The following is a 24093-nucleotide window of genomic DNA, read 5'->3' on the forward strand; positions in this document are numbered from 1 at the left end:
GACCCCCGGGCGTGCCATGCCGCCCGCCGCAGGAGGCTTTTGTGAAACGCTCCCCGCTTTTTCCTACCCTCGCGGTGCTTGTGGCCCTGGGTGCCGTCGCCGGTGCAGGGGCGCTTTGGTACGCCTGGGAACCGGCGCTGCCGCCGATTGCCCCACCCAAGGCGGATGAATTTGCCCCCGACCTCGTGGCCAGGGGCGCGCAGCTGGCGCTTCTGGGCGATTGCCGGACCTGTCATTCCCCGCCGGGCGGGCAAAGCTTTGCCGGCGGGCTGCCGCTTCTGACGCCTTTCGGCGCGATCTATGCAACCAACATCACGCCAGACCCCGAAACCGGCATCGGCACCTGGTCGCAGGAGGCCTTCGACCGCGCGATGCGGCAGGGCGTGGACCGGGCGGGGGCGCATCTTTACCCGGCCTTTCCCTACAACCATTTCACCCTGATCACCGACGAGGATCTGCAGGCGCTTTACGCCTATCTCATGACCCGTCCGCCCGTGGTCCACACCCCGCCGCCGAACGATCTGCCCTTTCCGGTCAACATCCGCCTCGTGCTGGCGGGGTGGAACCTTCTCGCCTTCCGTGACGCGCGCTTCGTGCCCGATCCGTCCCGGGACGCGCAGTGGAACCGCGGCAAGTACCTTGTCGAGGGCCTCGGCCATTGCGGCGCCTGCCACACGCCGCGCAATCTGGTCGAGGGCGAGAGTGCGGGGCAGGCGTTCGCCGGCGGCCAGGCCGAGGGCTGGGACGCCATCCCGCTCGGCCGCCATTCCACCGCAAGGGTGCGCTGGACCGAGGCGGCGCTGACCCAATATCTGACCACCGGCCACCATCCGGATCACGGCGTGGCGCTGGGCCCGATGGGGCCGGTCACCGAAAACCTGGGCCAGGCCCCGGCCGAGGATGTGGCGGCGATCGCCCATTACCTCGCCACGCTGGACGACCGCCCGGCCGAGGCGCCGGTGACGCCCGCAGCCCCGCGCGCCAATGCGCCGCAATCGGCGGGATGGCAGGTCGCGGTGCCAGAGGCCGGGGCGACCGAGCGCGGGCAGAGGGTCTACCGGGACACCTGCGCCAGCTGCCACGAGGCCGGCCGCCCCCTTCCTTTGGGCGGGATCGATCTGGCGCTGTCGAGCACGATGACCAATGCGCAACCCACCAACCTGATCCGGCTGATCCTCGGCGGTATTCCCGCCAGGGACACCGACCCCGCGCCGGTCATGCCGGGCTTTGGCGCGGCGATGAATGACGCAGATCTTGCGAGCCTCGTCGCTTTTCTGCGCCAGGCCAAGGGGGCGGCGCCGCCCTGGGCGGACCTGCCCGGCAGCATTTCCGGCGTCAGGCAAGCGATGGCTGCGGCCAGGGCTTCGGACCACTGAAAGGGGCATGAGATGACCACATTCTCGCTGAACGGCGCGGCGACGACGATCCTGTCGGATCCTGATACGCCGCTGCTCTATGTGCTGCGCGATGAACTTGGCCTGAACGGCGCGAAATTCGGCTGTGGCCTTGGCCAATGCGGCGCCTGCACCGTGCTCGTCGATGGCGATGCGACCTTCGCCTGCATCACCCCCGTCTCCTTGCTGGAGGGGCGCAGCATCACCACGGTCGAGGGGCTGGGCACGCTCGACACCCCCGGCCCCCTGCAACAGGCCTTCATCGCCGAACAGGCGGCGCAATGCGGTTATTGCATCGCGGGGATGATGATGCGGGCCGAGGGGCTGCTGCGCCGCAACCCCCGGCCCAGCGAAGCCCAGGTCCGTGACGAGCTGGAGCCCAATCTCTGCCGCTGCGGCACCCATATGCGCATCCTGCGGGCGGTGATGCGCGCCTCCGGTCAGGCGGTGACCCCGGACGCAGGGAGGCAGGCACCATGACCACGATCCTGACCCGTCGCAGCGTTCTGGCCGGGGCTGGCGCGCTGATCGTCTCCTGGCGGCTCGCCGCGGCGCGCAGGGCCGGGGCCCAGACGGAGACCGGCGTCGCTGCCTCGGCCAGCCTTCCCGGCGATCTGCCCGCCGCCCCCTGGCTTGACGCCTGGCTGCGGATCGATGCCTCGGGCACGGTCACCCTCTTCACCGGCAAGGGCGAGTTGGGGCAGGGGCTGAAGACCGCGCTGTTGCAGATCGCGGCCGAGGAGCTGAAGGTGCCGATGGCCGTGATGCAGATCGTCACCGCCGATACCGCGCGGACGCCGAACGAGGGCTATACCGCCGCCAGCCATTCGATGTCGGATTCGGGCACCGCGATCCGCCATGCCGCGGCGCAGGTCCGTGTGCTTTTGATGGCAGAGGCGGCGCGGCGCTGGAACCTCGACCCGTCGCAGGTGACGGCGGCGGAGGGGCATGTGCTGGCCGGTGCCAGCCACAGCATTCCTTACGGCGAACTGGTCAGCGACACCTTCCTGCATGTCGCAGCCGCGCCGACCTCGACCCTGACCGACCCTTCCGATTTCACCCTCTTGAACCATCCCGTGCCGCGCGTCGACATCCCCGCCAAGGTCACCGGCGGCGCGGCCTTCATCCAGGACATGCGCCCGCCGGGGATGCTGCATGCCCGCGTGGTGCGCCCGCCGAGCCTGGGCGCCACGATCACCGCGATCGACACCGCCCCGGTGGAGGCGATGCCGGATGTCGTCCGCGTGGTGCAGAACGGCAGTTTCCTCGCCGTGGTGGCGGAAAAGGAATGGAGCGCCATCCAGGCCATGCGCCGCCTCTCCGACCTTGTGACCTGGGCCGAGGTGGCGAGCCTGCCCGACGAGGCGACCCTGGCGGAGTATCTTCCCACGCTCCCCTCGCAGGACCAGACGATCCTGGCTGCGGGTGAGGTGCCCGAGGTTTTCGGTCCTTCGCAGTCCTTCTTTCGGCCCTATCTTGCGCATGGCTCGATCGGGCCGTCCTGCGCCCTGGCGCTGTGGCAGGACGGGGCGCTGACGGTCTGGTCGCATTCGCAGGGCGTATTCCCCCTGCGCAATGCCATCGCCCAGATGCTCGGCCTTTCGCAAGACAAGGTGCGCTGCATCCATGCCGAGGGGTCGGGTTGCTATGGCCACAACGGTGCCGACGATGCCGCGGCCGATGCGGCGCTGATCGCCCTGGCCGTGCCGGGCCGCACCATCCGCGTGCAATGGATGCGCGAGCAGGAACATACCTCGGAACCCTTCGGCCCCGGCATGGTGACACGGATCGCGGCGGCGCTCGGCCCCGATGGCGCCATCGCCTCCTGGCATCACGAGGTCTGGAGCCAGTCGCACATGATGCGCCCCGGTCCCGCCGGCACCCTTCTGGCCGCGCGCGAAATGGAAAACCCCGCCCCACCCGCGCCGCCCGTGCCGCTGCCGCAGCCCGAGGGCGGCGGCGACCGCAACGCCATTCCGCTTTATGTCTTCCAGAACGCGAGGGTTATCTCGCATTTCCTGCCGGAGTTTCCCTTGCGCGGCTCCTCGATGCGCTCGCTTGGCGGCTATCTCAATGTGATGACCATCGAAAGCACGATGGCCGACCTCGCCCGCGCCTCGGGGCAGGACCAGGTGGAATTCCGGCTGCGCCATCTGCAGGACCCGCGCGCCCGCGCCGTGGTGGAAAAGGCCGCCGAGGCCTATGGCTGGGACAGGCGCCGCACCGGTCCCGGCCTGGGCCATGGCTTTGCCTTTGCCCGCTACAAGAACCTCGAGGCCTATTGCGCCGTGGCGTTGGAGCTGACCATCGACCCCGACACCGCGGCGCCCGCGATCGGCCGGGTGGTGGCGGCGGTCGATACCGGCAGCATCGTCAATCCCGACGGCGTGCGCAACCAGGTCGAGGGCGGCATCATCCAGTCGGCCAGCTGGACCCTGTTCGAGAGGGTCCGCTTTGACCGCACCCGGGTGACCACCTCGGACTGGTCGAGCTATCCGATCCTGCGCTTTGCCAATGTGCCGGCCTCGATCGAGGTGCATCTGATCGACCGCCCGACCGAGGCCTTCCTCGGCGCGGGCGAGACGGCGCAGGGCCCGACCGGGGCCGCGCTGGCCAATGCGATTGCCGATGCCACCGGCCTGCGCCTGCGCGCCGGCCCGATGACGGCGGAGGCGATCCGCCGTGGACGATAAAGCCAAACCGGCCGAGGTTCCGCCCCCTGCCGCAGCCCCGCCTGCCGCAGCCCCGCCTGCGCCCGCCCCCTCTGTCCCCGCCCCGTCTGCGCCTGAGGAGGGGATCTGGCTGCGCCTTCTGCGCCACCCGGTGCTGCATATCGGCATCGTCGCGGCCTTTGTCTTCGGCGCCTGGCTGATCGCCGGGCAATGGGACAGCTGGACCAGCGGCAACCGCATCCAATCCTCGGACGATGCGAGCCTTGCGGGTGATGTCCTTCCCCTGTCGGCGCAGGTCGCGGGTTATGTGAAGAATGTGGCGGTCGACGATTACCAGGCGGTCCATGCGGGCCAGATGATCCTGGAACTGGACCCGACCGATGCCCAGGCGCAGCTGGATATCGCCACGGCCCAGGTCGCCGTAGCCCAGACCGCGCTTGACCAGATGGCCGCGAAACGGGCGATCCAGCAGGACCAGATCCGCGCCGCCGAAGCCTCGAGCGCGGTGGCCAAGGCCCAGACCGAACTGGCGCAGATCACGCTTGACCGGCAGGGCCGGTTGACCAGATCCGGCATCGCGGGCAGCCAGGCCGACCTCGACAATGCGGTGGCCGCCCTGCAGGAGGCCCAGGCGCAATATGATCTGAGCCTGACCCAGATCGACCAGCAGAAGGACCAGCTGGCGCTGCTTGACCCCGCCGAGGCCAGCCTGCGCGCGGCGCTTGCCGCGGCGCAGGGGCAGGCGCGGCTGGCCAAGGCCAATCTCGGCTATACCAGGATCACCGCGCCGGGCGACGGCACGCTGGGCCTGCGGCTGGTGCGTCCGGGCCAGTATCTGGCCGCAGGCACCCCGGTCGCCCCGCTGGTCCTGGCCCAGGGCCTTTGGGTCAATGCCAATTTCAGGGAGACCCAGATCGCCCATATGCAGGTGGGCTCCCCCGCGACGGTCACCCTCGATGCCTTTCCAGGGCTGGTGCTTCAGGGCCAGATCGCGCGGATCGCCCCGGCGACGGGCAGCACCTTTGCCCTGCTGCCGCCCGACAATGCGACCGGCAACTTCACCAAGGTGGCGCAGCGCCTGTCGGTCAAGGTCGCCCTGAAGCCGGTGGAGATTGCCGGCAAGGCCCTGGCCCCCGGCATGTCGGCCACGGTCCGCGTCGATACCGGGGCTGCGCCCTTGCCCGAACTGGCCGCGCCATGATGTCCCGCATGATGGAGGCCCCAGCGGCGACGGCGCCCGCCTCGGGGCCCTTGCAGGGATGGCGGCTTTACCTCGGGCTCTTCGGGGTGCTTCTCGGCTCGATGATGGCGGTGCTGGCGACGCGGGTCACCAGCGCGGGCCTCGCCGATCTGCGCGGCGCGCTGGGCGTGGGCTTTGACGAGGGCGCCTGGATCACCACGGTCTTCGGGATCGGTCAGCTCGTCTCGGGCATTTCCTGCCCCTATCTGGCGGCGATCTTCGGCACGCGGCGCCTGCTGCTTCTGGGGATCGTGCTGTTCTTCACCGGCAGCCTTCTGGCGCCGCTGTCGCCCAACCTCGACGCCTTTCTGGTGGCCTATGGGCTGGCCGGCCTCGGCTCCGGCAGTTTCATCCCGCTGACGGTGATGTTCATCGTTCGCAGCGTGCCCAGGAACCTGACCCTCTTCGGCATCGCGGTCTATGCGGTCAATTCCGAGTTCTCGCAGAACATCGGCACCTCGATCGAGGGGTTCTATCTGAACAATTTCAGCTGGCACTGGATCTTCTGGCAATATTGCCTCGTCCTGCCGGTGATGTTCCTCTGCCTGACCGTCGCGATGAAGCGCGACCCGGTCGATTGGGAGAAGCTGCGCCATAGCGACTGGACCGGGCTACTGCTGGCCTGGGTCGGGTTCTCGTTCCTCTATGTGGTGCTGGATCAGGGCAAGCGGCTGGACTGGATGAGCAGCGGCCTGATCGTCGGGCTGAGCGTCTTCGGCGTGCTGGCGCTGGTCTGTTTCGTGGTGCATGAGGTGACAGCCCGCGCCCCGGTGATCCGGTTTGCCACGCTGGCGCAGCTGCCCTTTCTGGTGCTGTTCGCTCTTCTGGCGGGTTACCGCTTCTTCATCCTGTCGACGGCTTATGTGATCCCGAATTTCCTGACCGTGGTGCAGGGCTACCGCAGCCTGGAAATCGGCCATGTCCTGCTTTGGATCGCGCTGCCGCAGATCCTCTTGATGGCGCCCCTGGCCTTTGTCCTGGCCCGGATCGACCCGCGCTGGACGCTGGGCGCGGGCACGGCGCTGATCGCGGTGGCCTGCATGATGGCCGGCCAGCTGACCGGGGTCTGGGCCACGCCGGATTTCCTTTATTCCCAGGTGCTGCAGGCCGTGGGCCAGTCCTTCGCCCTGACCAGCCTTGTCGTGCTGATCACCAGCTCGATCGCGCCGGAGCAGGCGGTCACCGTCGGCTCCTTCATGCAGACCAGCCGCCTGATGGGGGGCGAGGCCGGGGTTTCCTTCATGCAGACCTACCTTGCCCGGCGCGAGGAGATTCATTCCAACCTTCTGGGCCTGCATGTCACGGCGCTTGGCCCCGATACCGCCGCGCGCCTGCAGCTTTACACCGCGGCGCTGAAGTCGCGGGTGGCAGGGGCGGGTGCCACGACGGATGCGGCGCTGACGCTTCTGTCCACGGCGATCCGCAAGCAGGCGACGGTTCTCGCCTCGGCCGATGCCTTCCACGCGGCGGCGGTGGTGGCGGTGATCTGCTGGTGCCTGGCCGCCCTGATCCCGCCCCGCAAAGCCAAGGCGGGGGGATGAGAGGATTTTGGGCCACCTCGGGGCGGGAGGCCTTCCTCTGAGCCGGATTTGCCTGCCCCGTCCCGGGTAGCGCGCCCTTACGGCATAGGCCCACGTCAGGCCTCACCCCGCCTGTTCGGCAAAGGCGGCGGCGATCGTGTCGATCAGGGCTTTGACGCGGCGCGGTTGCTGGCGGTTGCCGGGCCAGACGAGTTGCAGGCGCAGCGGGGCCGCCTCGAAGTCGCGCAAGAGGGCGGTAAGGCGGCCGGCGGCCAGATCCTCGGCGATGTCCCATTGCGATTTCCGGACGATGCCGAAGCCCGCCAGCGCCCAGCGGCGCACGAGGTCGCCGTCATTGGCGATGCGGTCGCCGCGCACCATGACCCGGCGCGTCCTGCCCTCGCGGACAAAGGGCCAGTCCTGGTCCACATCGGCGCCAAAGCGCATCAGGATGCAGTTGTGCTGCGCTAGATCCTCGGGCACCAGCGGCGTGCCGCGGCGGGCGAGATAGGCCGGCGCCGCACAGATCAGCCGCGGGCTTTGCGCGATCTGCCGGGCGATCAGCGTGCTGTCGGCCAGATCGCCATAGCGCACGGCAAGGTCGAACCCGGTGGCGGTGAGGTCGGTATAGCCATCGCCGAGGTGCAGATCGATGCTCACCTCAGGGTTGTTTTCGACAAAACGGTCGAGGATCGGCGCGATCCGGTTGCGCCCAAGGTCCGAAGGCGCGCTGAGCCGGATCGGCCCGGCGATCCGCGCGGCACCAAGGCGGATGCGGGTTTCAAGCTCCTCCGCCTCGGCCAGAAGGTGCTGCGCGCCCTTCACCAGCGCGCGGCCCTCTTCGGTCAGGCTGATCTTGCGCGTCGTCCGGTTGATCAGCTTGGCGCCGTAATGCGCCTCGAGGGCGGTCAGACGTTCCGAGACGGTGGCCGGCTGCAGCCCCAATTCACGCCCGCCCGCCGCCAGCCCGCCCTTTTCGACGATGCGCAGGAAAAGGGTAAGATTGTTCAAGAGCATTCTTCGCCCTTTCCGCAATGTCTATTCAGAATGGTCCCAATTCTGCCGCCTGGCCGCAAGCTCTATCTGTGCGGACAGGAAGGATATGCCATGCACCTCGATCACGTCACGCTGCGCACCCGCAATCTGAAAGCGACCCGCAATTTCTTCATCGGGCTCTTCGGGCTGACCGAAGGCCCGCGCCCCAAGGCGATCCAGCGCATTCCCGGCCATTGGCTGTACGAGGGCGATGCGCCGATCGTGCATCTGATCGGGGCGCAGGGCCAGGGCTTCGACCACGCGGCGGAGGCCTGGGACCATGTGGCCTTCCGCCTGTCGGGCCATGCCGCCTTTCGCGCGCGGCTCGAGGCGCTGGGCCTGCCTTACAGCCCGATGGAACTGCCCGAACTGGGCGAGCAGCGCCTGTTCTTCCGCGCCCCCGGCGGCCCCCTGATCGAAGCGGTCTTCCGCGCGGAGGGCCCCGAGACCGATACACAATCCCAGACCTGAAAGGACAGCGGCCATGCCGTTTCACGACCAGACCACCAGCATCATCATCGGCGGCACCTCGGGCATTGGCCGGGCGGTGGCGGATGCCCTGTCCCTGCGCCCCGGCAGGGTGATCCGGGCGAGCCGCTCCACCGGGCTTGACGTGGCAAACCCGGCGGCCCTGCGCACCTGGTTCAACGCGCAGGGGCCTTTCGATCACCTGGTCTTCACCGCTGGCTCGCAAGCGCCGGGCGGCGCCTTCACCCGGCTCGACCTGGCCGAGGCGAAGGCGGGGTTCGACACCAAGTTCTGGGGCTCGGTCCAGGCGGCGCAGGCGGCGGCGGGCCTGTTGCGCTCCGGCGGCACGATCACCCTGACCAGCGGCTTTCTGGCCCGGCGCACCGTGCCCGGCACCTTCACCAAGACGGCGATGAATGCGGCGCTGGAGGCGGTGGCGAAACTGCTGGCCAAGGAATTGGCCCCGCTGAGGGTCAATGTCGTCAGCCCGGGCATGACCGAGACCGAGGCCTATGAGGGCATGGACCCCGCCGCCCGCCGCGCCATGCTGGAAAGTGCGGCGGCCCGTTTGCCGGCAGGAAGGGTGGCCCAGCCGCAGGATGTGGCGGCGGGCTACCTCTTCGCCATCGACACGCCCTCTGTCACCGGAGCCGTCATCGACATCGACGGCGGCGCCCTGATCAACTGAACCGGAAAGAACCCGAAGATGACCACGCTTTTCGAACCGCTCACCCTTGGCGCGCTGGAGCTGCCCAACCGCGTCGTGATGGCGCCGATGACACGCTGCCGCACCGATCAGCCGGGCAATGTGCCCAATGCGCTGATGGCCGAATATTACGCCCAACGCGCCTCGGCCGGGCTGATCGTGACCGAGGCCACCCAGATCAGCCCGCAGGGCCAGGGCTATTCCTTCACCCCCGGCATCCATACGCCCGAACAGATCGCAGGCTGGCAGGGCGTCACCAAAGCCGTCCATGCCGCAGGCGGGCGGATCGTCAACCAGCTTTGGCATGTCGGAAGGATGAGCCTGCCGATGTTCCAGGACGGCGGCCTGCCGGTGGCGCCCTCGGCCCTGGCGCCGGAGGCTTCGGTCTGGGTGGTCGATCCGGTGACGGGGCAGGGCGGCATGCAGCCTTGCCCGGTGCCCCGCGCCTTGGCTTTGCCCGAGATCGCGGGCATCGTGCAGGACTATGCCACCGCCGCCCGCAATGCCCGCAGCGCAGGCTTTGACGGGGCCGAGATCCACGGCGCCAATGGCTATCTGGTGGACGCATTCCTGCGCGCCTCCTCCAACCAGCGCAGCGATGGCTATGGCGGCAGCGCCACCAACCGCCTGCGCTTTGCCGTCGAGGTGGCCGAGGCCGTGGCGGGCGAGATGGGGGCCGACCGCAGCGGCATCCGCTTTTCGCCCTTCATCACCCAGCGTGGCATGGATGACCCTGCCGCCCCCGCCACGATCCTGCAGCTTGCCCGCGAGCTGGACCGGATCGGGCTGGCCTATATCCATCTGGCCGAGGCCGATTGGGACGATGCGCCGGAAACCCCGCTGGCCTTCCGCAAGGAGTTGCGGGCGGCCTTCGGCGGCAGGATCATCGCAGCGGGTGGTTTCAGCCCCGAGAAGGCGCAGAAGCTGCTGAGCGCCGGTCTGGTCGATGCCGTGGCCTTTGGGCGGTCCTTCATCGCCAATCCCGACCTGCCGCGCCGGTTGCACGAAGGCCTGCCGCTGGCAAGCTTTGACGGCGCCGCGCTGTTCGGCGGCAAGGCCGAGGGCTATTCCAGCTATCCGGCCTGGGGGGCATGACCCCGCCCGCCGACCTCGCCCGCCTACCTTGCCCGCGCCCCGGCGAAGGATTTGGCATAGGCCGAAGGACTCTTGCCGACATACTCCATGAACGCACTGGCAAAGGCAGAGGAGGAGGAAAATCCCACCTCGAACGCCGTTTCGGTGACCGAGCGGCGTTCGGCGCGCAGCATCTGCATCGCCCGGTTCATCCGCAATTCGCGGATGAAATCGCGCCAGCCCTGGCCAAGTTCGGTCTGCAGATGGCGGCGCAGGGTGCGTTCGGACATGCCGACGTGATCGGCCACCTCGGGCAGGGTGACCGCGGGCCCGCGCGCCTGGGCAAAGTCGATGACGCGCTGGATCGCACCGTTTTCGGCATAGGGCGTCCAGTTGATCCGCTCGTGGCAGAACCAGCCGGGGATCATCTCGCCCAGGGTCACGAAGAAGGCCTGGGCCTGGCGATTGCCGGCGGCGGTGTCTGCATCCCATTTGTCGGCATAGTCGATCAGCGCGCCCGCCATATCCCCCACCGGGCCAACCCAGCAGCCATCGTGCCGCCAGGCGACCTCGTTGCGGCCGAAGTGGATCGTGACACCGGAGGAGGGCGTGCGCGCCCAGATGCGGAACATCCGGTGCGGCGGGATATAGACCATGTGCCCCTCGGGGATCACCCATTCCCCGGCATGACCGCAAAGCCCCAGCTCGCCCTTGGTGCAGCGCACCAGCTGGCCGCCCGCCTCGCCCTCGCTTTCGACGCTGAACCGCAGGGGGCCAAAGCTGCGCGACTGGCTCGCCGCATCGGCGGTGACATGGAAGGCAGGGCAGGCGCTTTGCATTTCGGTCTCCGGGTCAGGCCGCGCTTTGGCCGAATATAGACGAAATGTGGCCGATTGTCGAATGCAGGACAAGCCCCTTTTGCAGGAAGATGAACCCATCGCCGCAGCGGTCAGCGGGCGATCAGGAAGGGGAGGTCCTGCGCCATGAAAGATCGAGATTCCATGAACGCAGAGGTCGTGCTGTGCCTGCAGGGCATCTCCAAACGCTTCGGCGGCACGCAAGCGGTCAGCGGCGTGGGCTTCTCCGTCCACCGGGGCGAGATCGTGGCGCTGCTGGGTGAGAACGGCGCGGGCAAGTCGACGCTGATCAAGATGCTCGCCGGGGTCCATGCCGCCGACGGCGGCAGTTTCAGCTTTGCCGGCGCAAAGTTCGACCCCCGAGTGCCGCATCCTGGGATTGCCTTCATCCATCAGGATCTGGGTCTGGTCGACTGGATGTCTGTGGCCGAAAACATCGCCATGCTGCACGGCGCCTATCCGCGCCGTTTCGGGCTGATCGACTGGGCGGGCGCGCGGCGGCAGGCGCTGGCGGCGCTGGCCGAGGTGACCGACAGCATCGACCCCGATGCCCGCGTGCAGGACCTGACCCGGACCGAGAAATCCCTTGTCGCCATCGCCCGCGCTTTGGCGCGCAAGGCTGAACTTCTGGTGCTGGACGAACCCACCGCCAGCCTGCCGCAATCGGATGTCGAGATGCTGCATGGCGTGTTGCGCCGCCTGCGCGGTTCAGGGGTGGCGATGATCTATGTCTCGCACCGGCTGGACGAGGTCTTTGCCATCGCCGACCGCGCCGTGGTGCTGCGCGACGGTTATCTGGTTGGCGATGTCGCCATCGCGGGGCTGGCGGGGGATAGCCTGATCCGCCTGATCATCGGCCGCGATCTGGAGGAGGTCTTCCTGCGCCCGCCCGCGCCGCAGGGCACGCCGGTGATGCTGCGGGCCGAGGGCCTGTGCAGCGGCGCTGTCGGCCCGGTCGATTTCACCCTGCGGCAGGGCGAGGTTCTGGGTCTGGTCGGATTGCGCGGCGCCGGGCAGGATGCCGTGGGCCATGCCCTGTTCGGCCGCGCGCCGATCACGGTGGGCCGCGCCCTGCTGGCCAGTGGCAAGGCCCTGACCTGCGGCCACCCGGAGGAGGCTATCCGTCAGGGCATCTGCATGGTGGCGGGCGACCGCAACGCCGAATCCGTCGCACAGGGCCTGAGCATTCAGGAGAACCTGTTCCTCAACCCCGCCCTCACCGGGCGCGGCCTGACCCAACTCCGCAAGCCAGGCACCGAAACCGCCGCGGCCCGCGCCCTGGGCACCACCTTCGACATCCGCCCCAATGACCCGACTGCCGCCATCGAAACCCTGTCGGGCGGCAACCAGCAAAAGGTCGTCATGGCGCGCTGGATGAGCGTGGGCGGCGATGTGCTGATCCTGGAGGACCCGACCGCCGGGGTCGATGTGGGCTCCAAGGCCGAGATCTATGCGCTTTTGGCGCAGGCTTTGGCCAAGGGCCTCGCCGTGCTGCTGATTTCCACCGATTTCGAGGAGGTGGCCGCACTCAGCCACCGGGCCTGCGTCTTTCAGAACGGAAAGATCGTCGCCGAACTGACGGGCGAGGGCCTGTCGGTGGCGGGCCTGCTCACCGCCGCCTCACTGACCGCTGCCGCTTGAACTGGGGGAGGAAACCAGATGCAATCGCTTCAATCCAATGCCTTGGAGCCGACACGGGCCGACCTGCGCGGCCTGAACCCGGGGGCAAGGGCCCTGCGGCTTCTGCCGGTCTATGGCCTGCCTATCCTGACCCTGGCGCTGATCGTCTTCTTTTCGATCCTGATGCCGCAAACCTTTCCGACCTACCTGAACCTGCGCGCCATCCTGGGCGAGAAGGCGGTGATTGCCCTGCTGTCACTCGCCGCGATGATCCCGATGATGACCGGGCGAATTGATCTGACGGTGGGCTACGGCATCGTCATCTGGCACGTCCTGGCGATCAGCCTGCAGACGGTTTACGGCCTGCCCTGGCCCATCGCCGTGGTCATCGTCCTTGCGGGCGGCGCTTTGCTGGGCCTGATCAACGGCATTCTGGTGGAAATCGCCCGGATCGACAGTTTCATCGCGACGCTGGGCACCGGGACGATCATCTATGCCCTGGCCCTGTGGCACACCGGCGGCCGCCAGATCATCGGCCTTCTGCCTGCGGGTTTCACCAACCTTTACACCGCCACGCTCTTCGGCCTGCCGATTGCCGCCTTCTATGTGCTGGCGCTGGCGCTCGTCCTCTGGATCGTCGCGGAATACCTGCCGATCGGCCGGGCTTTGTATGCCATCGGCGCCAATTCCCGCGCGGCAGAGCTGAACGGCATCCGCACCGGGCGCTATGTGATCGGGGCCTTCGTCGCCTCGGGCCTGATCGGCGCCTTTGCCGGGATCATCCTGGCGGCCAAGCTGCGGATCGGGCAGGGCAGCGTCGGGCTGGAGTTCCTTCTGCCTGCGCTTGTCGGCGCCTTTCTCGGCTCCACCACGATCAAACCGGGGCGGGTCAACGTCTGGGGCACGATGATCGGCGTGATCATCCTGGCGGTCGGCATCTCCGGCATCCAGCAGATGGGCGGCGCCTTCTTTGTCGAGCCCTTGTTCAACGGCGCCACCCTGCTCATCGCCATCGGGATTGCAGGCTATGCCCAAAGGCGGCGCGGCTCGGTCCGGGTGGCGCGCAGGCCCTTGCCCGAGACGCCCGCCACCTGACCCGACCCTGCACAGCTTTACCGAACCCTGACCCTTTCTTGAGGAGGAGAGAGATCATGCCGAAACTTCGCCAGACCACCGCCCTTGTGGCCACGGCCTTCGCCATTCTGCTGGGCGGTGCCAGCCTCGCCGCTGCCGATGCGGTGGCCGATGCCAAGGCCTATGTCGCCCAGATCACCAAGCCCAACCCGCCCTGGACCGGCCCCACCACCGGCCCCAAGGCGCAGACCGGCAAGACCATCGTCTATGTCGCCGCCGACATGAAGAACGGCGGGGTGCTGGGCGTGTCGAAGGGGGTGGAGGAGGCCGCCGCCGCCATCGGCTGGACGGTGCGGGTGATCGACGGGCAGGGCTCGGTCTCGGGCCGCTCGGGGGCCTTGCAACAGGCCATCGCGCTCAATCCGCAGGGGATCATCCTGGGTTCGGTCGATGCCAAGGAACAGGCAGAGCTGATCAAGCAAGCCTCGGATGCCGGGATCACCATCGTCGGCTGGCATGCCACGGCCAAGACCGGTCCTGCGCCCGACCAGCATATCTTCACCAATATCACCACCGATCCCCTGGAAATCTCTCGCGCCGCAGCCTCTTTCGTGGTGGCCGACAGCGAGGGCAAGGCCGGGGTCGTGATCTTCACCGACTCGGTCTATGAAATCGCGATTGCGAAGTCGGATGCGATGGCTGCGGTCATCAAGGCCTGCGCGGGCTGCAAGATCCTGTCGGTCGAGGATACGCCCTTGGCCGAAGCCTCCACCCGCATTCCGCCGCTGACCAACGCGCTGATGCAGCGCTTTGGCGACGACTGGACCTATTCGCTGACCATCAACGACCTGCCCTTCGACTTCATGGCCCCGGCCTTGCAAGCGGCTGGCAAGGCGGCGGACGGGTTCCCGCGCAATGTCTCGGCCGGGGACGGGTCGGAAGCGGCCTTCCAGCGCATCCAGACCAATTACTACCAATACGGCACCGTGGCCGAACCCCTTTCGATGCATGGCTGGCAGGCGGTGGACGAGATGAACCGCGCCTTCGCGGGCGAAAAGGAGTCCGGCTTCGTCGTGCCCGTCCACCTGTTCCTGCCGCAGAACGTGACCGAGGACGGCGGCGCCAGCTTCACCTTCGACCCCGGCAATGGCTACCGCGAGGCCTACAAGGCGATCTGGGGCGTCAAGTGACCCGCGGGCGCGGATACTCCCCCGCGCCCCCTTCCAACCCACAAAGGAGACTGACCATGGCCAAGACCTTCTGGCCCGACGATATCCGCCTGGTGATTTCCCTCTCGATGCAGTTCGAGGCGGGTGGCGAGGCGCCCTATGGGCCGGGCGGCCCCTTCTCGGGCTTCATCGACATGGACCCGGGCTATCCCGATTTCCCGACCAAAAGCTGGTATCGCTATGGCTATGTCGAGGGGTTGCAGCGGATGATGGACCTTTGGGACAAGCACGGCGTCAAGGTCACCTCCCACATGGTGGGCAGTGCGGTGGACCGCAGCCCCGCCGTCGCCAAGGAGATCGTCGAGCGTGGCCACGAAGCCGCAGCCCACGGCCGCGACTGGATCCTGCAGGTCAACCTGCAAGAGGCCGAGGAGCGCCGCTTCATCACCGACAACGTGGCCTCGATCGAGCGTGCCACCGGGGTGCGTCCGGTGGGCTACAACGGGGCCGCGATGCGCGGCACGATCAACACGCTGAAAATCCTGCAGGATGAAGGCTTTCGCTACCATATCGACGATGTAAGCCGCGACGAACCCTTCCTGATCCCGGTGCGCGGCAAGGATTTCGCCGTGGTGCCCTATTCGGTGACGCTGAACGACATCATCCAGTTCGAAGGCTACAAGTTCACCACCAGCGAATATGAACGCCAGCTGCAGGACGAGTTCGACCTGTTGTACGAAGAGGCCGGCCAGCGCCGCCGGATGATGTCGATCTCGACCCATGACCGGGTGCAGGGGCGGCCCTACCGGGTCAAGTCGCTGGACCGGTTCCTCAGCTACGCCCTGAAGCACAAGGGCGTCGTCTGCCTGCGCAAGGATCAGATCGCCGATTTTGCCTATACCGCGCCCGACATCATCCACGATATCAACGCCCATGACGAATGGGCCGCGTGGGAGAGGAAGCACGGCAATCAGCTGATCACCCCCATCGCCTGAGTGCCAGTTCCGGGGGGCCGTCCTGGCCCTCCGGCCCAGAATGAGGACGCCATGACAGACCTGACCCTGATCGGCGGCGGCATCGTCGGCATCGCCACGGCGCTGGAGATCGCCCGCGCCAACCCCGGCCTTTCGATCCGGGTGCTGGAAAAGGAAACCGCCCTGTCGCGCCACCAGACCGGGCGCAATTCGGGGGTGATCCATGCCGGGATCTATTACGCCCCCGGCAGCCTGAAGGCGCGCTTCTGCCGCGAGGGGCTGCAGGAGACGCTGAAATTCTCCCGCGAACACGGGATTGCGGTGGACCAATGCGGCAAGCTTCTGGTCGCGACCTCGCCCGAGGAGGTCACCCGTCTGAACGCCCTTCAGGCCCGCGCACTTGAGAACGGCCTCGATGTTCAACCCGTGACCGCCGCCGAACTGCGCGAACGCGAACCCGATATCACCGGCCTTGCAGGGCTTCTCTCGCCTGCCACCGGGATCGCCGACTATCCCGCCATCGTGCGCAAGATGGCCGAACTTCTGCGCGCGGCGGGGGCGGAGATCACCCTTGGCGCCGAAGTCATCGCGATCGAGGAGGGCGAGAATGCCGTCACCCTGCGCCTCGCCTCGGGGGAGGTGATCACCACGCGCCACCTGATCGTCTGCGCGGGCTTGCAGGCCGACCGTCTGGCGCGGATGTGCGGGCTTGGCGACGATTTCGCCATCGTGCCCTTCAAGGGCGAGTATTTCCGGCTTGCCCCGCGCCATGACCGGATCGTGCAGCACCTGATCTACCCGGTGCCCGACCCCGCCTTGCCGTTTCTGGGCGTCCACCTGACCCGGATGATCGGCGGCTTCGTCACTGTCGGCCCCAATGCCGTCCTGTCGCTGTCGCGTGAGGGCTATGCGAAACTGGCGCCGAGCTTTCGCGACATGGTGGCGATGGCGGGCTTCCCCGGCTTCTGGCGCACGATGGCCGCGAACCTCGCCACGGGGCTGGGGGAGGCCGCCAATTCCGCCTTCCGCAGCCGCTATCTGCGGCTCTGCCAGCGCTATTGCCCCTCGCTGACGCTGGAGGATCTGTTGCCCCATCCCCCCGGCATCCGGGCGCAGGCCGTGATGCGGGACGGGTCGCTGGTGCATGATTTCCTGATCCGCCAGACCGCGCGGACCATCCATATCTGCAACGCGCCTTCGCCTGCGGCCACCTCGGCCATCCCGATTGCGCGGCATATCCGTGACCTCGCCAGCACCGCCTTCCAGCTGAAAGGCCAGACTCATGCTTTATGACCTGCGCACCTATCGCTGCCGGCCTGGCACGGTGGCCAGACAGCTGAAGCTTTACGCAGAGCGGGGCTATGCCGCGCAATGCGCCCATCTGGGGGCGCCCCTGTTCTATGGCACGGTCGAGACGGGGGATGTGAATGCCTATGTCCACCTTTGGGCCTACCGCGATGCCGCCGACCGCGAGGCGCGCCGCGCCGCACTTTACCGCGATGCCGACTGGCTTGATTACCGCAGCCGGGGTGCCGATCTGGGCTATCAGACCGAACAGAGCAACACCCTGCTGAAGCCGGCCGCCTTCTGGCTGCCCTGACCCGAAAGGACACGCCATGAGCTGGACCGCCGATCCCCTGCACTGGGGCCAGGGCCCCGCGACCTTCGAGGTGTTTCTGGAGCCGACCTGCCCCTATTCCGCCCGCGCCTTCGCCAAGCTGCGCGACTTTCTGGCGCTGGTCGGGGCAGAGCGGGTGACGGTGAAGATCCGCCTGCACTCGCAGCCCTGGCACATGTTTTCCGGGGTGATCACCCGGGCGATCCTTGCCGCCTCCACCACGCCGGGCGGGAAGGAGGCGGCCTGGGCGGTGATGGCGGCGGTCTATGCCGACCGCGAGGGCTATGAGTTCACCCACCACGCCACCGGCCCCAACATGACCGAGACGCCGAAAGGCATCCTGCGGCGGATCGAGGCTGCGACCGGGCTGGCCCTGCAACAAGCCTTCGATCTGCCCGATCTGGACCGCGAGATCAAATGGCACTGCAAATATGGCCGGCAGAACGGCATCCATGCCTCGCCCAGCTTCATGGTCAACGGCCTTGTCGCGGCCAAATTGGGCAGCGGCGATGCGGTCGAGGATTGGGCCAGGGCGCTGTGACGGGGGGCCTCAGCCCCCCATCCGGCGGCGCCAAGCGGCGTCATTGTCGAGCGTGGCATAGGGGGTGAAAATCTCCGGGCTGAAGGGCAGAGGTTCCACCCCCGCCGCAATCTTCTGCGGCCAGGCCGGATCGGCCAGCGCGGCCTTGCCCAGCGAGACGAAATCCGCCTGACCCGAGGCGAGCAGGCTTTCCGCCATCCCCTCCTCGTTGAGCTTGCCATTGGCGATGACCTGATGGCCCGAATAGCGCCGCGCCAGCCCGGCGAGGCTGAACCCGGTGCCGAACACCGGGGCGCAGCCGGTGTGGGAGCTGACATGGATATAGAGGCCCGGCACCCGGCCGAGCGCGGTGAAGATCGCCTGCGCATCCGCCACCCCGCCGGGCCAGGTGGCTGTGAAATCATTGACCTTGGATTGCGAGATGCGCACGCCAAGGATCCTGTCGGCGGGCACCACTTCGCGCAGCGCGCTCATCACCTCCAGATGAAAGCGCTGGCGGTTTTCCAGGCTGCCGCCATAGGCATCCTCGCGGTGGTTGGTGGCGGCAGTCAGGAACTGATCGGGCAGATAGCCATTGGCGCCGTGCAGCTCCACCCCGTCGAAGCCGACCTGCATCGCCCTGACGGCGGCAAGGGCGAAGGCCTCGACGATGCCGGAGATCTCCTCCCGCGTGATCTCGCGCGGCAGGGGGAAGCGGCCTTCGCCCTTGTAGCGCGGCGCCATCTCGCCCACGGGTTGGATTGGGGAGGGGGCCAGCGTGGCATGGCCCCAGAAGTTGCCCTGGCTCAGGGCCCCGGCATGCGACAGTTGCAGGACGATCCGCCCGCCCGCGCCATGCACCGCCGCCACCACCCGGGCCCAGGCCGCCATCTGGATGGAATTGGCCATACCCGGCTGGTTGAGGTAGCTTTGCGAGCTGAGGCGGTCGACATAGGTCGATTCCGCGATCACCAGACCCCAGCCCAGTTCGGCATAGGTCCGGTAGTAATCCGCCATCTGCTGGGTCGCCTCGCCTGAGGCGGTGGCACTGGTCCGGGTCAGCGGTGCCACGACGCAGCGGTTTTTCAGCCGGGTCCGGTTCAGATTGCCGGGCGAGAACAGGGTGGGAAAGCGCGGGGCCCGATCCATCCTCAGTTCAGCCGCACGGAGGCGTCCTCCATATCGTACCAGTCGAAGACCTCTTCGCTGCGGTTGACCATCACGGCCTTGGTCTCGAAATACGCGTTGAAGGCTTCCTCGCCGAACTCCCGCCCGATGCCCGACAGTTTGAACCCGCCCCAGGGCGAGGCGGCATCGACCCGGTGATGGTCATTGATCCAGACGATCCCCGCCTCGACATCACGGGCAAAACGGTGGGCGCGGGCGACATCGTTGGTGTGGACGGCTGCGGCGAGGCCGTAGGGCGAGTCGTTGGCGATGGCCACCGCCTCGGCCTCGGTCTCGAAGGGGATGACGACGGTGAAGGGGCCGAAGACCTCTTCCCGCGCAATCCGCATCTGCGGGGTGACATCGGCGAAAACCGTAGGCTCCACGAAGAACCCGCCGGAGTTGCCCAGATGTGCCGGGATGCCGCCGCCCGCCACCAGCGTCGCGCCATCGTCATGGCCGGCCTGGACATAGCTCAATACCCGCTCGCGCTGCCGGGCCGAGATGACCGGGCCCATCTGTGTGGCCGGATCGAAGGGATCGCCGACGACGATCGCCTTGGCGCGGGCGGCGAGCTTGGTGACGAATTCGTCATAGATGCTCTTCTGGACGATATGGCGGGCCGCGCAGACACAGGTCTGCCCCGCGCCGACGAAGGCGCCGAAGGCGGCATAGCGCACGGCGCGGTCCACGTCGTAATCCTCGAAGACCGCGACCGGGGTCTTGCCGCCCAGTTCCAGCGTCTGATGGGCAAAGTTGCGCGCCGCCGCCGCCCCGGCGAGCCGCCCTGATTCCGTGCCCCCGGTCAGCACCAGCTTGTTGATGCCAGGATGTTCGGACAAGGCCTTGCCGGTGGTGGCGCCAAGGCCGGTGACGATGTTGAAGACGCCGGGCGGCAGGCCGGCTTCGGTGAAAATCTCCGCCAGCCGCAGCGTGGTCAGCGGCGTCATCTCCGACGGTTTGACCACCGTGGTGCAGCCCGAGGCGAAGGTGGGCGCAAGGTTGCGGCAGGCGATGAGCAGGGGATGGTTGAAGGGCGTGACATTGGCCACCACCCCCAGTGGCAGGCGGTTGGTATAGGTCAGATAATCCCCCTCGACCGGGATCACCGCATCGCGCCGCGCCATCGCGAGGCTGGCGTTATAGCGGAACAGATCGGGCACCCGGCCGATCTGGGCCCGGGTCTCGCGGATCGGGCGGCCGTTGTTAAGCGTCTCCAGGAGGAACAGCTCCTCCAGATGCGCCTCCATCACATCGGCGAGCTTGTTGACCAGACGCGCCCGGGTGCGGACAGACATCTTCGCCCAGTCGGGGCTGACGAAGGCCCGCCGCGCGCTGGCAATGGCGGCATCGACATCGGCGGCGGAGGCATGGACCACATGGGCAATCGCCGCGCCGGTTGCTGGCGCCACGATCGCCAGCGTCTCGCGCCCGGCGGTCTCGGTGAAGGCGCCGTCGATGAACAGGCCGATGGTCTTGGGCGGCGAGGGTTTGCCGTCCTCGACGGAAATGATGGCGGACATGATCTCTCCTCTCCCCCGCGGCGCTTGGCCGGGGGCTCATGTGAACAGCGGGGCTCCGGCGTCAGGCGATACCGAAAAGGCGGCGCGCATTGCCGCCGGCGATGGCGTTCAGGGTCGTATCGCTGAGGTCGGCAGCAAGGACATGGCCGAGGGGGTCGTATTCGGCCATGTCATAGGGGTAGTCGGTGCCCATCAAAATCTGGTCGGGGCCAAAGACCTTGACCAGATATTCCAGCTGATGGGTGGTGAAGACCACCGTGTCGAAATGGATCTTCCGCAGGTAATGCGTCGGCGGTTTGGGCAGGGCACCCCTCACGTCGCTGCGCGCGCCCCAGGCATGGTCCATCCGGCCGGAATAGCTCGCCAGATAGCCGCCGCCATGCACGGCGATGATCTTCAGGTCCGGATGCCGTTCCAGCACGCCGTCAAAGATCAGGTAATGCAGCGCCATCGTGGTGTCCAAAGGGTTGCCGATGACATTGTTGAAGTAGAACCGCGCCATGCGGCTGGCTTCGGTAAAGCCGTTGGGGTGGAGGAGGACAACCGCCCCCAACGCCTCGGCCCTGGCCCAGAAGGGGGCGAATTCGGGGTCCGACAGCTCCTTTCCCGCGACGGAGGTCAGGATCTGCACGCCCTTGAAGCCAAGCTTGGTCATGCAATGCTCCAGCTCCTCCGCCGCGGCCTGACCGTTCGACAGGGGCACGCTGCCAAGCGCAGTGAAACGGTCGGGGCGGTGGTCGCGGAAGGCCGCGACGCCCTCGTTCACCATCCGCGTGCCCCTTTGCGCGATGTCGAGCGGCATGGCGTAATAGCACTGGAAGGGGGTCGGCATGATGACCTGATGGTCGATGCCGAAGCGGTCCATCTCGGCCAGGCGCAGCTGCACATCGAGCATGAGGGGGCGGCGCTCCCGGTCCTGTTTCTGGTTCAGCGCCCTTGTGGTGGGGGTCGAGAAATGCGCCAGCGGGATCGTCGACAGGTCCAGATGCGGGGCGACGAATTCCGCCGCTTCCGGCACCGTGACATGGGAATGCATATCGACCGTCAGGCCAGTGATGCGATTTTTGTCCAGCTCACTGCTTTGCGCCCGCGCCGCCGTGATTCCATAGCGGTTGGTTTCCGTCAGGGCATCCTGTGTCATGCCATCCCTCCCAATTCCCGCACATGTGGTCCTTCGCGGTTGGCATCGATCTTTGCATCGAATTTGGCGGGGCCGTCAAGTTAAATAATCAAATGATAATTTAATCGAGCGCAACTTTTCGCCGATATACGCCCGGAGCCGAAGGGGAATAACCGTTCCGGCACCAGGCAGCTTGTGGGCGCTGCCATAACGATGCGCAAGTCGGCACGGGACGAGAATCGCCGACGCGGCCCTGCGGGTCCGTGCGGGGTGCGCGATGCGTGCGGGCTTGACCTCGGCACTTTCCCGCATTATTTATCAAACGATAATTTAACTGCGGGAGGGCAGAGGATGAAAGGCAAGGCGATTGTCATCGGCGGGTCCATCGGCGGGCTGTTTGCGGCCTGCCTGTTGCGGCGCAGGGGCTGGGAGGTCGATGTCCATGAACGCGTCGGGGTCGAGCTTTCCGGGCGCGGCGCCGGGATCGTCACCCATGCGGCCCTGATCGAGGCGCTGCGCGAGGCTGGCGTCTCCACCGACGCTCTGGGCGTCATCAGCGGCCACCGCGTCGCCTATCACCGTGATTCGTCCGAGGCGGCGCGCTTTGCCTTTCCGCAGCTCGTCACCTCCTGGGACCGGCTGCAGGGCCTGTTGCGCGCGCAGGTCCCGGACGAAAGCTATCACCTCGGCCATGTGCTGGACGGGTTCGAGACGGTGGAGGGCAAGGTCCGCGCCCGGTTCAGCAATGGCCATGTCGCCGAGGCGGATGTGCTGATCGGCGCGGATGGCTTCCGCTCCACCGTGCGCCAGGCGCTTTTCCCGCAGGTCCAGCCCGCCTATGCCGGCTATGTCGTCTGGCGCGGTCTGGCCGACGAGGCGGATCTGCCGCAGAAGGCGCGCGACGAGGTGTTTGAAAACTTTGGCTTCTTTCTGCCCGAGGGCGATGGCGAGGTGATCGGCTATCCGATTGCCGGGGCCAACAACGACATCGCGCCGGGGCGCCGGCGCTATAATTTCGTCTGGTACCGCGTCGTGCCGGCCGAGACGCTCGACGACCTTCTGACCGATGCCAGCGGCGTGACCCATGCCATCTCGATCCCGCCGCCGCTGATCCGCCCCGCGGTGCTGGAGGGGGTGAAGGCCGCCGCCCGCGCGAAACTGCCGCAGAACTTCGTCGATATCCTGGACCGCGCCACCTCGCTGTTCTTCACGCCGATCTATGACCTCGCCTCGCCCCGGATGAATGTCGGGCAGGTGGCGCTACTGGGTGATGCGGCCTTTCTGGCACGCCCGCATATCGGCGCGGGGGTCACCAAGGCGGCCGAGGATGCCGTGGCCCTGGCCCGGGCGCTGGGGCAGGCGGGTTCGGTCACGGCGGGGCTTGAGGCCTATAACAGCGCGCGGGTGGCGCGCAACCGGATGGCCCATGCCCGCGGTCAGCACATGGGCGAATACCTGATCCCGCGCTACCGGACCGAGGCGGCGCGGCAGAAATGGCTGGCCGAGCACAATCTTTCAACCATCATGCGCGACACCGCGGTGCTGAATTTTTATGAGGCGGAACAGGCGAAGCCTCTGTTCGGAACCGATCAATAAGGATAGGCTGGGCCTAAAGATCCGAACCGCAAGGCGGCCATGACCGAGAAGCCCATCCCAACGCCGCGCAAGCGCCTGTCGCCCGAAGACCGGCGCAAAAGCATCGTGACCGGCGCCATCGCCTTTTTCGCCGAACACGGGCTGGATGGCTCCACCCACCAGCTGGCGAAATATCTGAATGTCACCCAGCCGCTGATCTATCAATATTTCCCCAGCAAGGAGGATTTGATCGACGCAGTCTATGAGGATTTGTTCCAGGGCCGCTGGAATGACAAATGGGACACGATTTTAGCCGACCGCAGCCGCACATTGCGCGATCGGCTGATCGATTTTTACGGCCAGTATTTCCAGGTGATGCATGCGCCGGAATGGATTCGCATCTATCTCTATTCCGGCCTGCGCAATCTTGAATTGAACCGGCGTTATAATCCGATCATCGAGGAACGGGTGATCCGCCGGATCTGCATCGAAATCCGCGACAGTCTGAACCTACCCGGACTGGACCGCGCCGCCCTGACCGAGGCCGAGTTCGAGGCGGTCTGGACGCTGCACGGCGGTCTCTTCTACTACGGCGTGCGGCGCTATATCTACAAACTCGCCACCTCGCGCGACACCGATGCGGTGATCCGGGGCGGGGTCACCTGTTTTCTGGCCGGGATGGCGGCGCTGGCCGAGGAGATCGGCCTGAAAGAAGCGTCAACGGGCGGCTGAGTGCCGCGTGGAAGAGGCCGATTGCGGCCTCCTCC

The 24093-nt window shown here is 67.1% G+C and carries 22 protein-coding genes; 17 read left to right on the forward strand and 5 right to left on the reverse strand.

Annotated features, from left to right (window positions below):
* Nucleotides 1-41 precede the first annotated feature (41 nt).
* From AC1DZT_RS09380 to AC1DZT_RS09400, 5 genes are read left to right on the forward strand one after another with little or no spacing between them, the layout of a single operon-like run.
* Nucleotides 42-1376: a c-type cytochrome gene (locus tag AC1DZT_RS09380; RefSeq protein ID WP_478006358.1), complete on the forward strand. Its 1335-nt coding sequence runs from the start codon at nucleotides 42-44 to the stop codon at nucleotides 1374-1376.
* A gap of 12 nt (nucleotides 1377-1388) precedes the next feature.
* On the forward strand, nucleotides 1389-1874 hold the full coding sequence (locus AC1DZT_RS09385; protein ID WP_478006359.1) for a (2Fe-2S)-binding protein: 486 nt from the start codon (nucleotides 1389-1391) through the stop codon (nucleotides 1872-1874).
* A complete protein-coding gene (locus AC1DZT_RS09390) occupies nucleotides 1871-4087 on the forward strand; it encodes a xanthine dehydrogenase family protein molybdopterin-binding subunit (RefSeq protein ID WP_478006360.1) in 2217 nt (738 codons plus the stop codon). The genes AC1DZT_RS09385 and AC1DZT_RS09390 overlap by 4 nt, the downstream gene beginning before the upstream one ends.
* A complete protein-coding gene (locus AC1DZT_RS09395; RefSeq protein ID WP_478006361.1) occupies nucleotides 4077-5267 on the forward strand; it encodes an HlyD family secretion protein in 1191 nt (396 codons plus the stop codon). The genes AC1DZT_RS09390 and AC1DZT_RS09395 overlap by 11 nt, the downstream gene beginning before the upstream one ends.
* Before the next feature lie 8 nt (nucleotides 5268-5275).
* The gene (locus AC1DZT_RS09400; RefSeq protein WP_478006362.1) at nucleotides 5276-6847 is read left to right on the forward strand and encodes an MFS transporter; all 1572 of its coding nucleotides are present in this window, start codon (nucleotides 5276-5278) and stop codon (nucleotides 6845-6847) included.
* Between the two features lie 102 nt (nucleotides 6848-6949).
* Here AC1DZT_RS09400 and AC1DZT_RS09405 read toward each other — a convergent pair whose 3' ends face one another.
* A complete protein-coding gene (locus AC1DZT_RS09405; protein ID WP_478006363.1) occupies nucleotides 6950-7843 on the reverse strand; it encodes a LysR family transcriptional regulator in 894 nt (297 codons plus the stop codon).
* A 90-nt stretch (nucleotides 7844-7933) separates the two neighbouring features.
* Between AC1DZT_RS09405 and AC1DZT_RS09410 the strand changes: the two genes are divergently transcribed.
* From AC1DZT_RS09410 to AC1DZT_RS09420, 3 genes are read left to right on the forward strand one after another with little or no spacing between them, the layout of a single operon-like run.
* The gene (locus AC1DZT_RS09410; RefSeq protein ID WP_478006364.1) at nucleotides 7934-8332 is read left to right on the forward strand and encodes a VOC family protein; all 399 of its coding nucleotides are present in this window, start codon (nucleotides 7934-7936) and stop codon (nucleotides 8330-8332) included.
* 13 nt (nucleotides 8333-8345) lie between these two features.
* The gene (locus AC1DZT_RS09415) at nucleotides 8346-9017 is read left to right on the forward strand and encodes an SDR family oxidoreductase (protein WP_478006365.1); all 672 of its coding nucleotides are present in this window, start codon (nucleotides 8346-8348) and stop codon (nucleotides 9015-9017) included.
* Between the two features lie 18 nt (nucleotides 9018-9035).
* A complete protein-coding gene (locus AC1DZT_RS09420; protein ID WP_478006366.1) occupies nucleotides 9036-10130 on the forward strand; it encodes an alkene reductase in 1095 nt (364 codons plus the stop codon).
* A 23-nt stretch (nucleotides 10131-10153) separates the two neighbouring features.
* Here the strand turns inward: AC1DZT_RS09420 and AC1DZT_RS09425 are convergent, their stop codons facing one another.
* Complete coding sequence (locus AC1DZT_RS09425) at nucleotides 10154-10948, reverse strand: helix-turn-helix transcriptional regulator (RefSeq protein ID WP_478006367.1); 795 nt, start codon at nucleotides 10946-10948, stop codon at nucleotides 10154-10156.
* A 162-nt stretch (nucleotides 10949-11110) separates the two neighbouring features.
* Between AC1DZT_RS09425 and AC1DZT_RS09430 the strand changes: the two genes are divergently transcribed.
* From AC1DZT_RS09430 to AC1DZT_RS09460, 7 genes are read left to right on the forward strand one after another with little or no spacing between them, the layout of a single operon-like run.
* Nucleotides 11111-12607 (forward strand): sugar ABC transporter ATP-binding protein, encoded by a 1497-nt coding sequence (locus tag AC1DZT_RS09430; RefSeq protein ID WP_478006368.1) that lies wholly within the window; start codon nucleotides 11111-11113, stop codon nucleotides 12605-12607.
* Between the two features lie 18 nt (nucleotides 12608-12625).
* Complete coding sequence (locus AC1DZT_RS09435) at nucleotides 12626-13681, forward strand: ABC transporter permease (protein ID WP_478006369.1); 1056 nt, start codon at nucleotides 12626-12628, stop codon at nucleotides 13679-13681.
* 56 nt (nucleotides 13682-13737) lie between these two features.
* Entirely contained in the window at nucleotides 13738-14850 is a 1113-nt protein-coding gene (locus tag AC1DZT_RS09440; protein WP_478006370.1) for an ABC transporter substrate-binding protein, read from the forward strand.
* 56 nt (nucleotides 14851-14906) lie between these two features.
* Nucleotides 14907-15824: a polysaccharide deacetylase family protein gene (locus AC1DZT_RS09445; RefSeq protein ID WP_478006371.1), complete on the forward strand. Its 918-nt coding sequence runs from the start codon at nucleotides 14907-14909 to the stop codon at nucleotides 15822-15824.
* A gap of 51 nt (nucleotides 15825-15875) precedes the next feature.
* Nucleotides 15876-17096, forward strand: coding sequence for an L-2-hydroxyglutarate oxidase (gene lhgO, locus AC1DZT_RS09450; protein WP_478006372.1), 1221 nt, complete (start codon nucleotides 15876-15878; stop codon nucleotides 17094-17096).
* Nucleotides 17086-17403: an NIPSNAP family protein gene (locus tag AC1DZT_RS09455; protein ID WP_478006373.1), complete on the forward strand. Its 318-nt coding sequence runs from the start codon at nucleotides 17086-17088 to the stop codon at nucleotides 17401-17403. Before lhgO ends, AC1DZT_RS09455 begins: the two co-directional genes overlap by 11 nt.
* A gap of 16 nt (nucleotides 17404-17419) precedes the next feature.
* Nucleotides 17420-17962 carry a DsbA family protein gene (locus tag AC1DZT_RS09460; protein WP_478006374.1) on the forward strand — a complete coding sequence of 181 codons (543 nt, stop codon included), beginning with the start codon at nucleotides 17420-17422 and terminating at the stop codon, nucleotides 17960-17962.
* A gap of 9 nt (nucleotides 17963-17971) precedes the next feature.
* On the opposite strand, the gene AC1DZT_RS09465 is transcribed toward AC1DZT_RS09460, so the two are convergent.
* The 3 genes from AC1DZT_RS09465 to AC1DZT_RS09475 all read right to left on the reverse strand — a co-directional run bounded on the left by AC1DZT_RS09465 (nucleotide 17972) and on the right by AC1DZT_RS09475 (nucleotide 21772).
* Nucleotides 17972-19090 (reverse strand): oxidoreductase, encoded by a 1119-nt coding sequence (locus AC1DZT_RS09465; RefSeq protein ID WP_478006375.1) that lies wholly within the window; start codon nucleotides 19088-19090, stop codon nucleotides 17972-17974.
* Between the two features lie 2 nt (nucleotides 19091-19092).
* Nucleotides 19093-20631 carry an aldehyde dehydrogenase gene (locus AC1DZT_RS09470; RefSeq protein ID WP_478006376.1) on the reverse strand — a complete coding sequence of 513 codons (1539 nt, stop codon included), beginning with the start codon at nucleotides 20629-20631 and terminating at the stop codon, nucleotides 19093-19095.
* 61 nt (nucleotides 20632-20692) lie between these two features.
* Entirely contained in the window at nucleotides 20693-21772 is a 1080-nt protein-coding gene (locus AC1DZT_RS09475) for an amidohydrolase family protein (protein ID WP_478006377.1), read from the reverse strand.
* Between the two features lie 330 nt (nucleotides 21773-22102).
* On the opposite strand from AC1DZT_RS09475, the gene AC1DZT_RS09480 reads away from it, so the two are divergent.
* On the forward strand, nucleotides 22103-23347 hold the full coding sequence (locus tag AC1DZT_RS09480; RefSeq protein ID WP_478006378.1) for an FAD binding domain-containing protein: 1245 nt from the start codon (nucleotides 22103-22105) through the stop codon (nucleotides 23345-23347).
* 39 nt (nucleotides 23348-23386) lie between these two features.
* Complete coding sequence (locus AC1DZT_RS09485) at nucleotides 23387-24058, forward strand: TetR/AcrR family transcriptional regulator (protein ID WP_478006379.1); 672 nt, start codon at nucleotides 23387-23389, stop codon at nucleotides 24056-24058.
* The last annotated feature ends 35 nt before the right edge of the window (nucleotides 24059-24093 follow it).

The organism is Rhodobacter sp. P1_C2 (assembly GCF_056406375.1).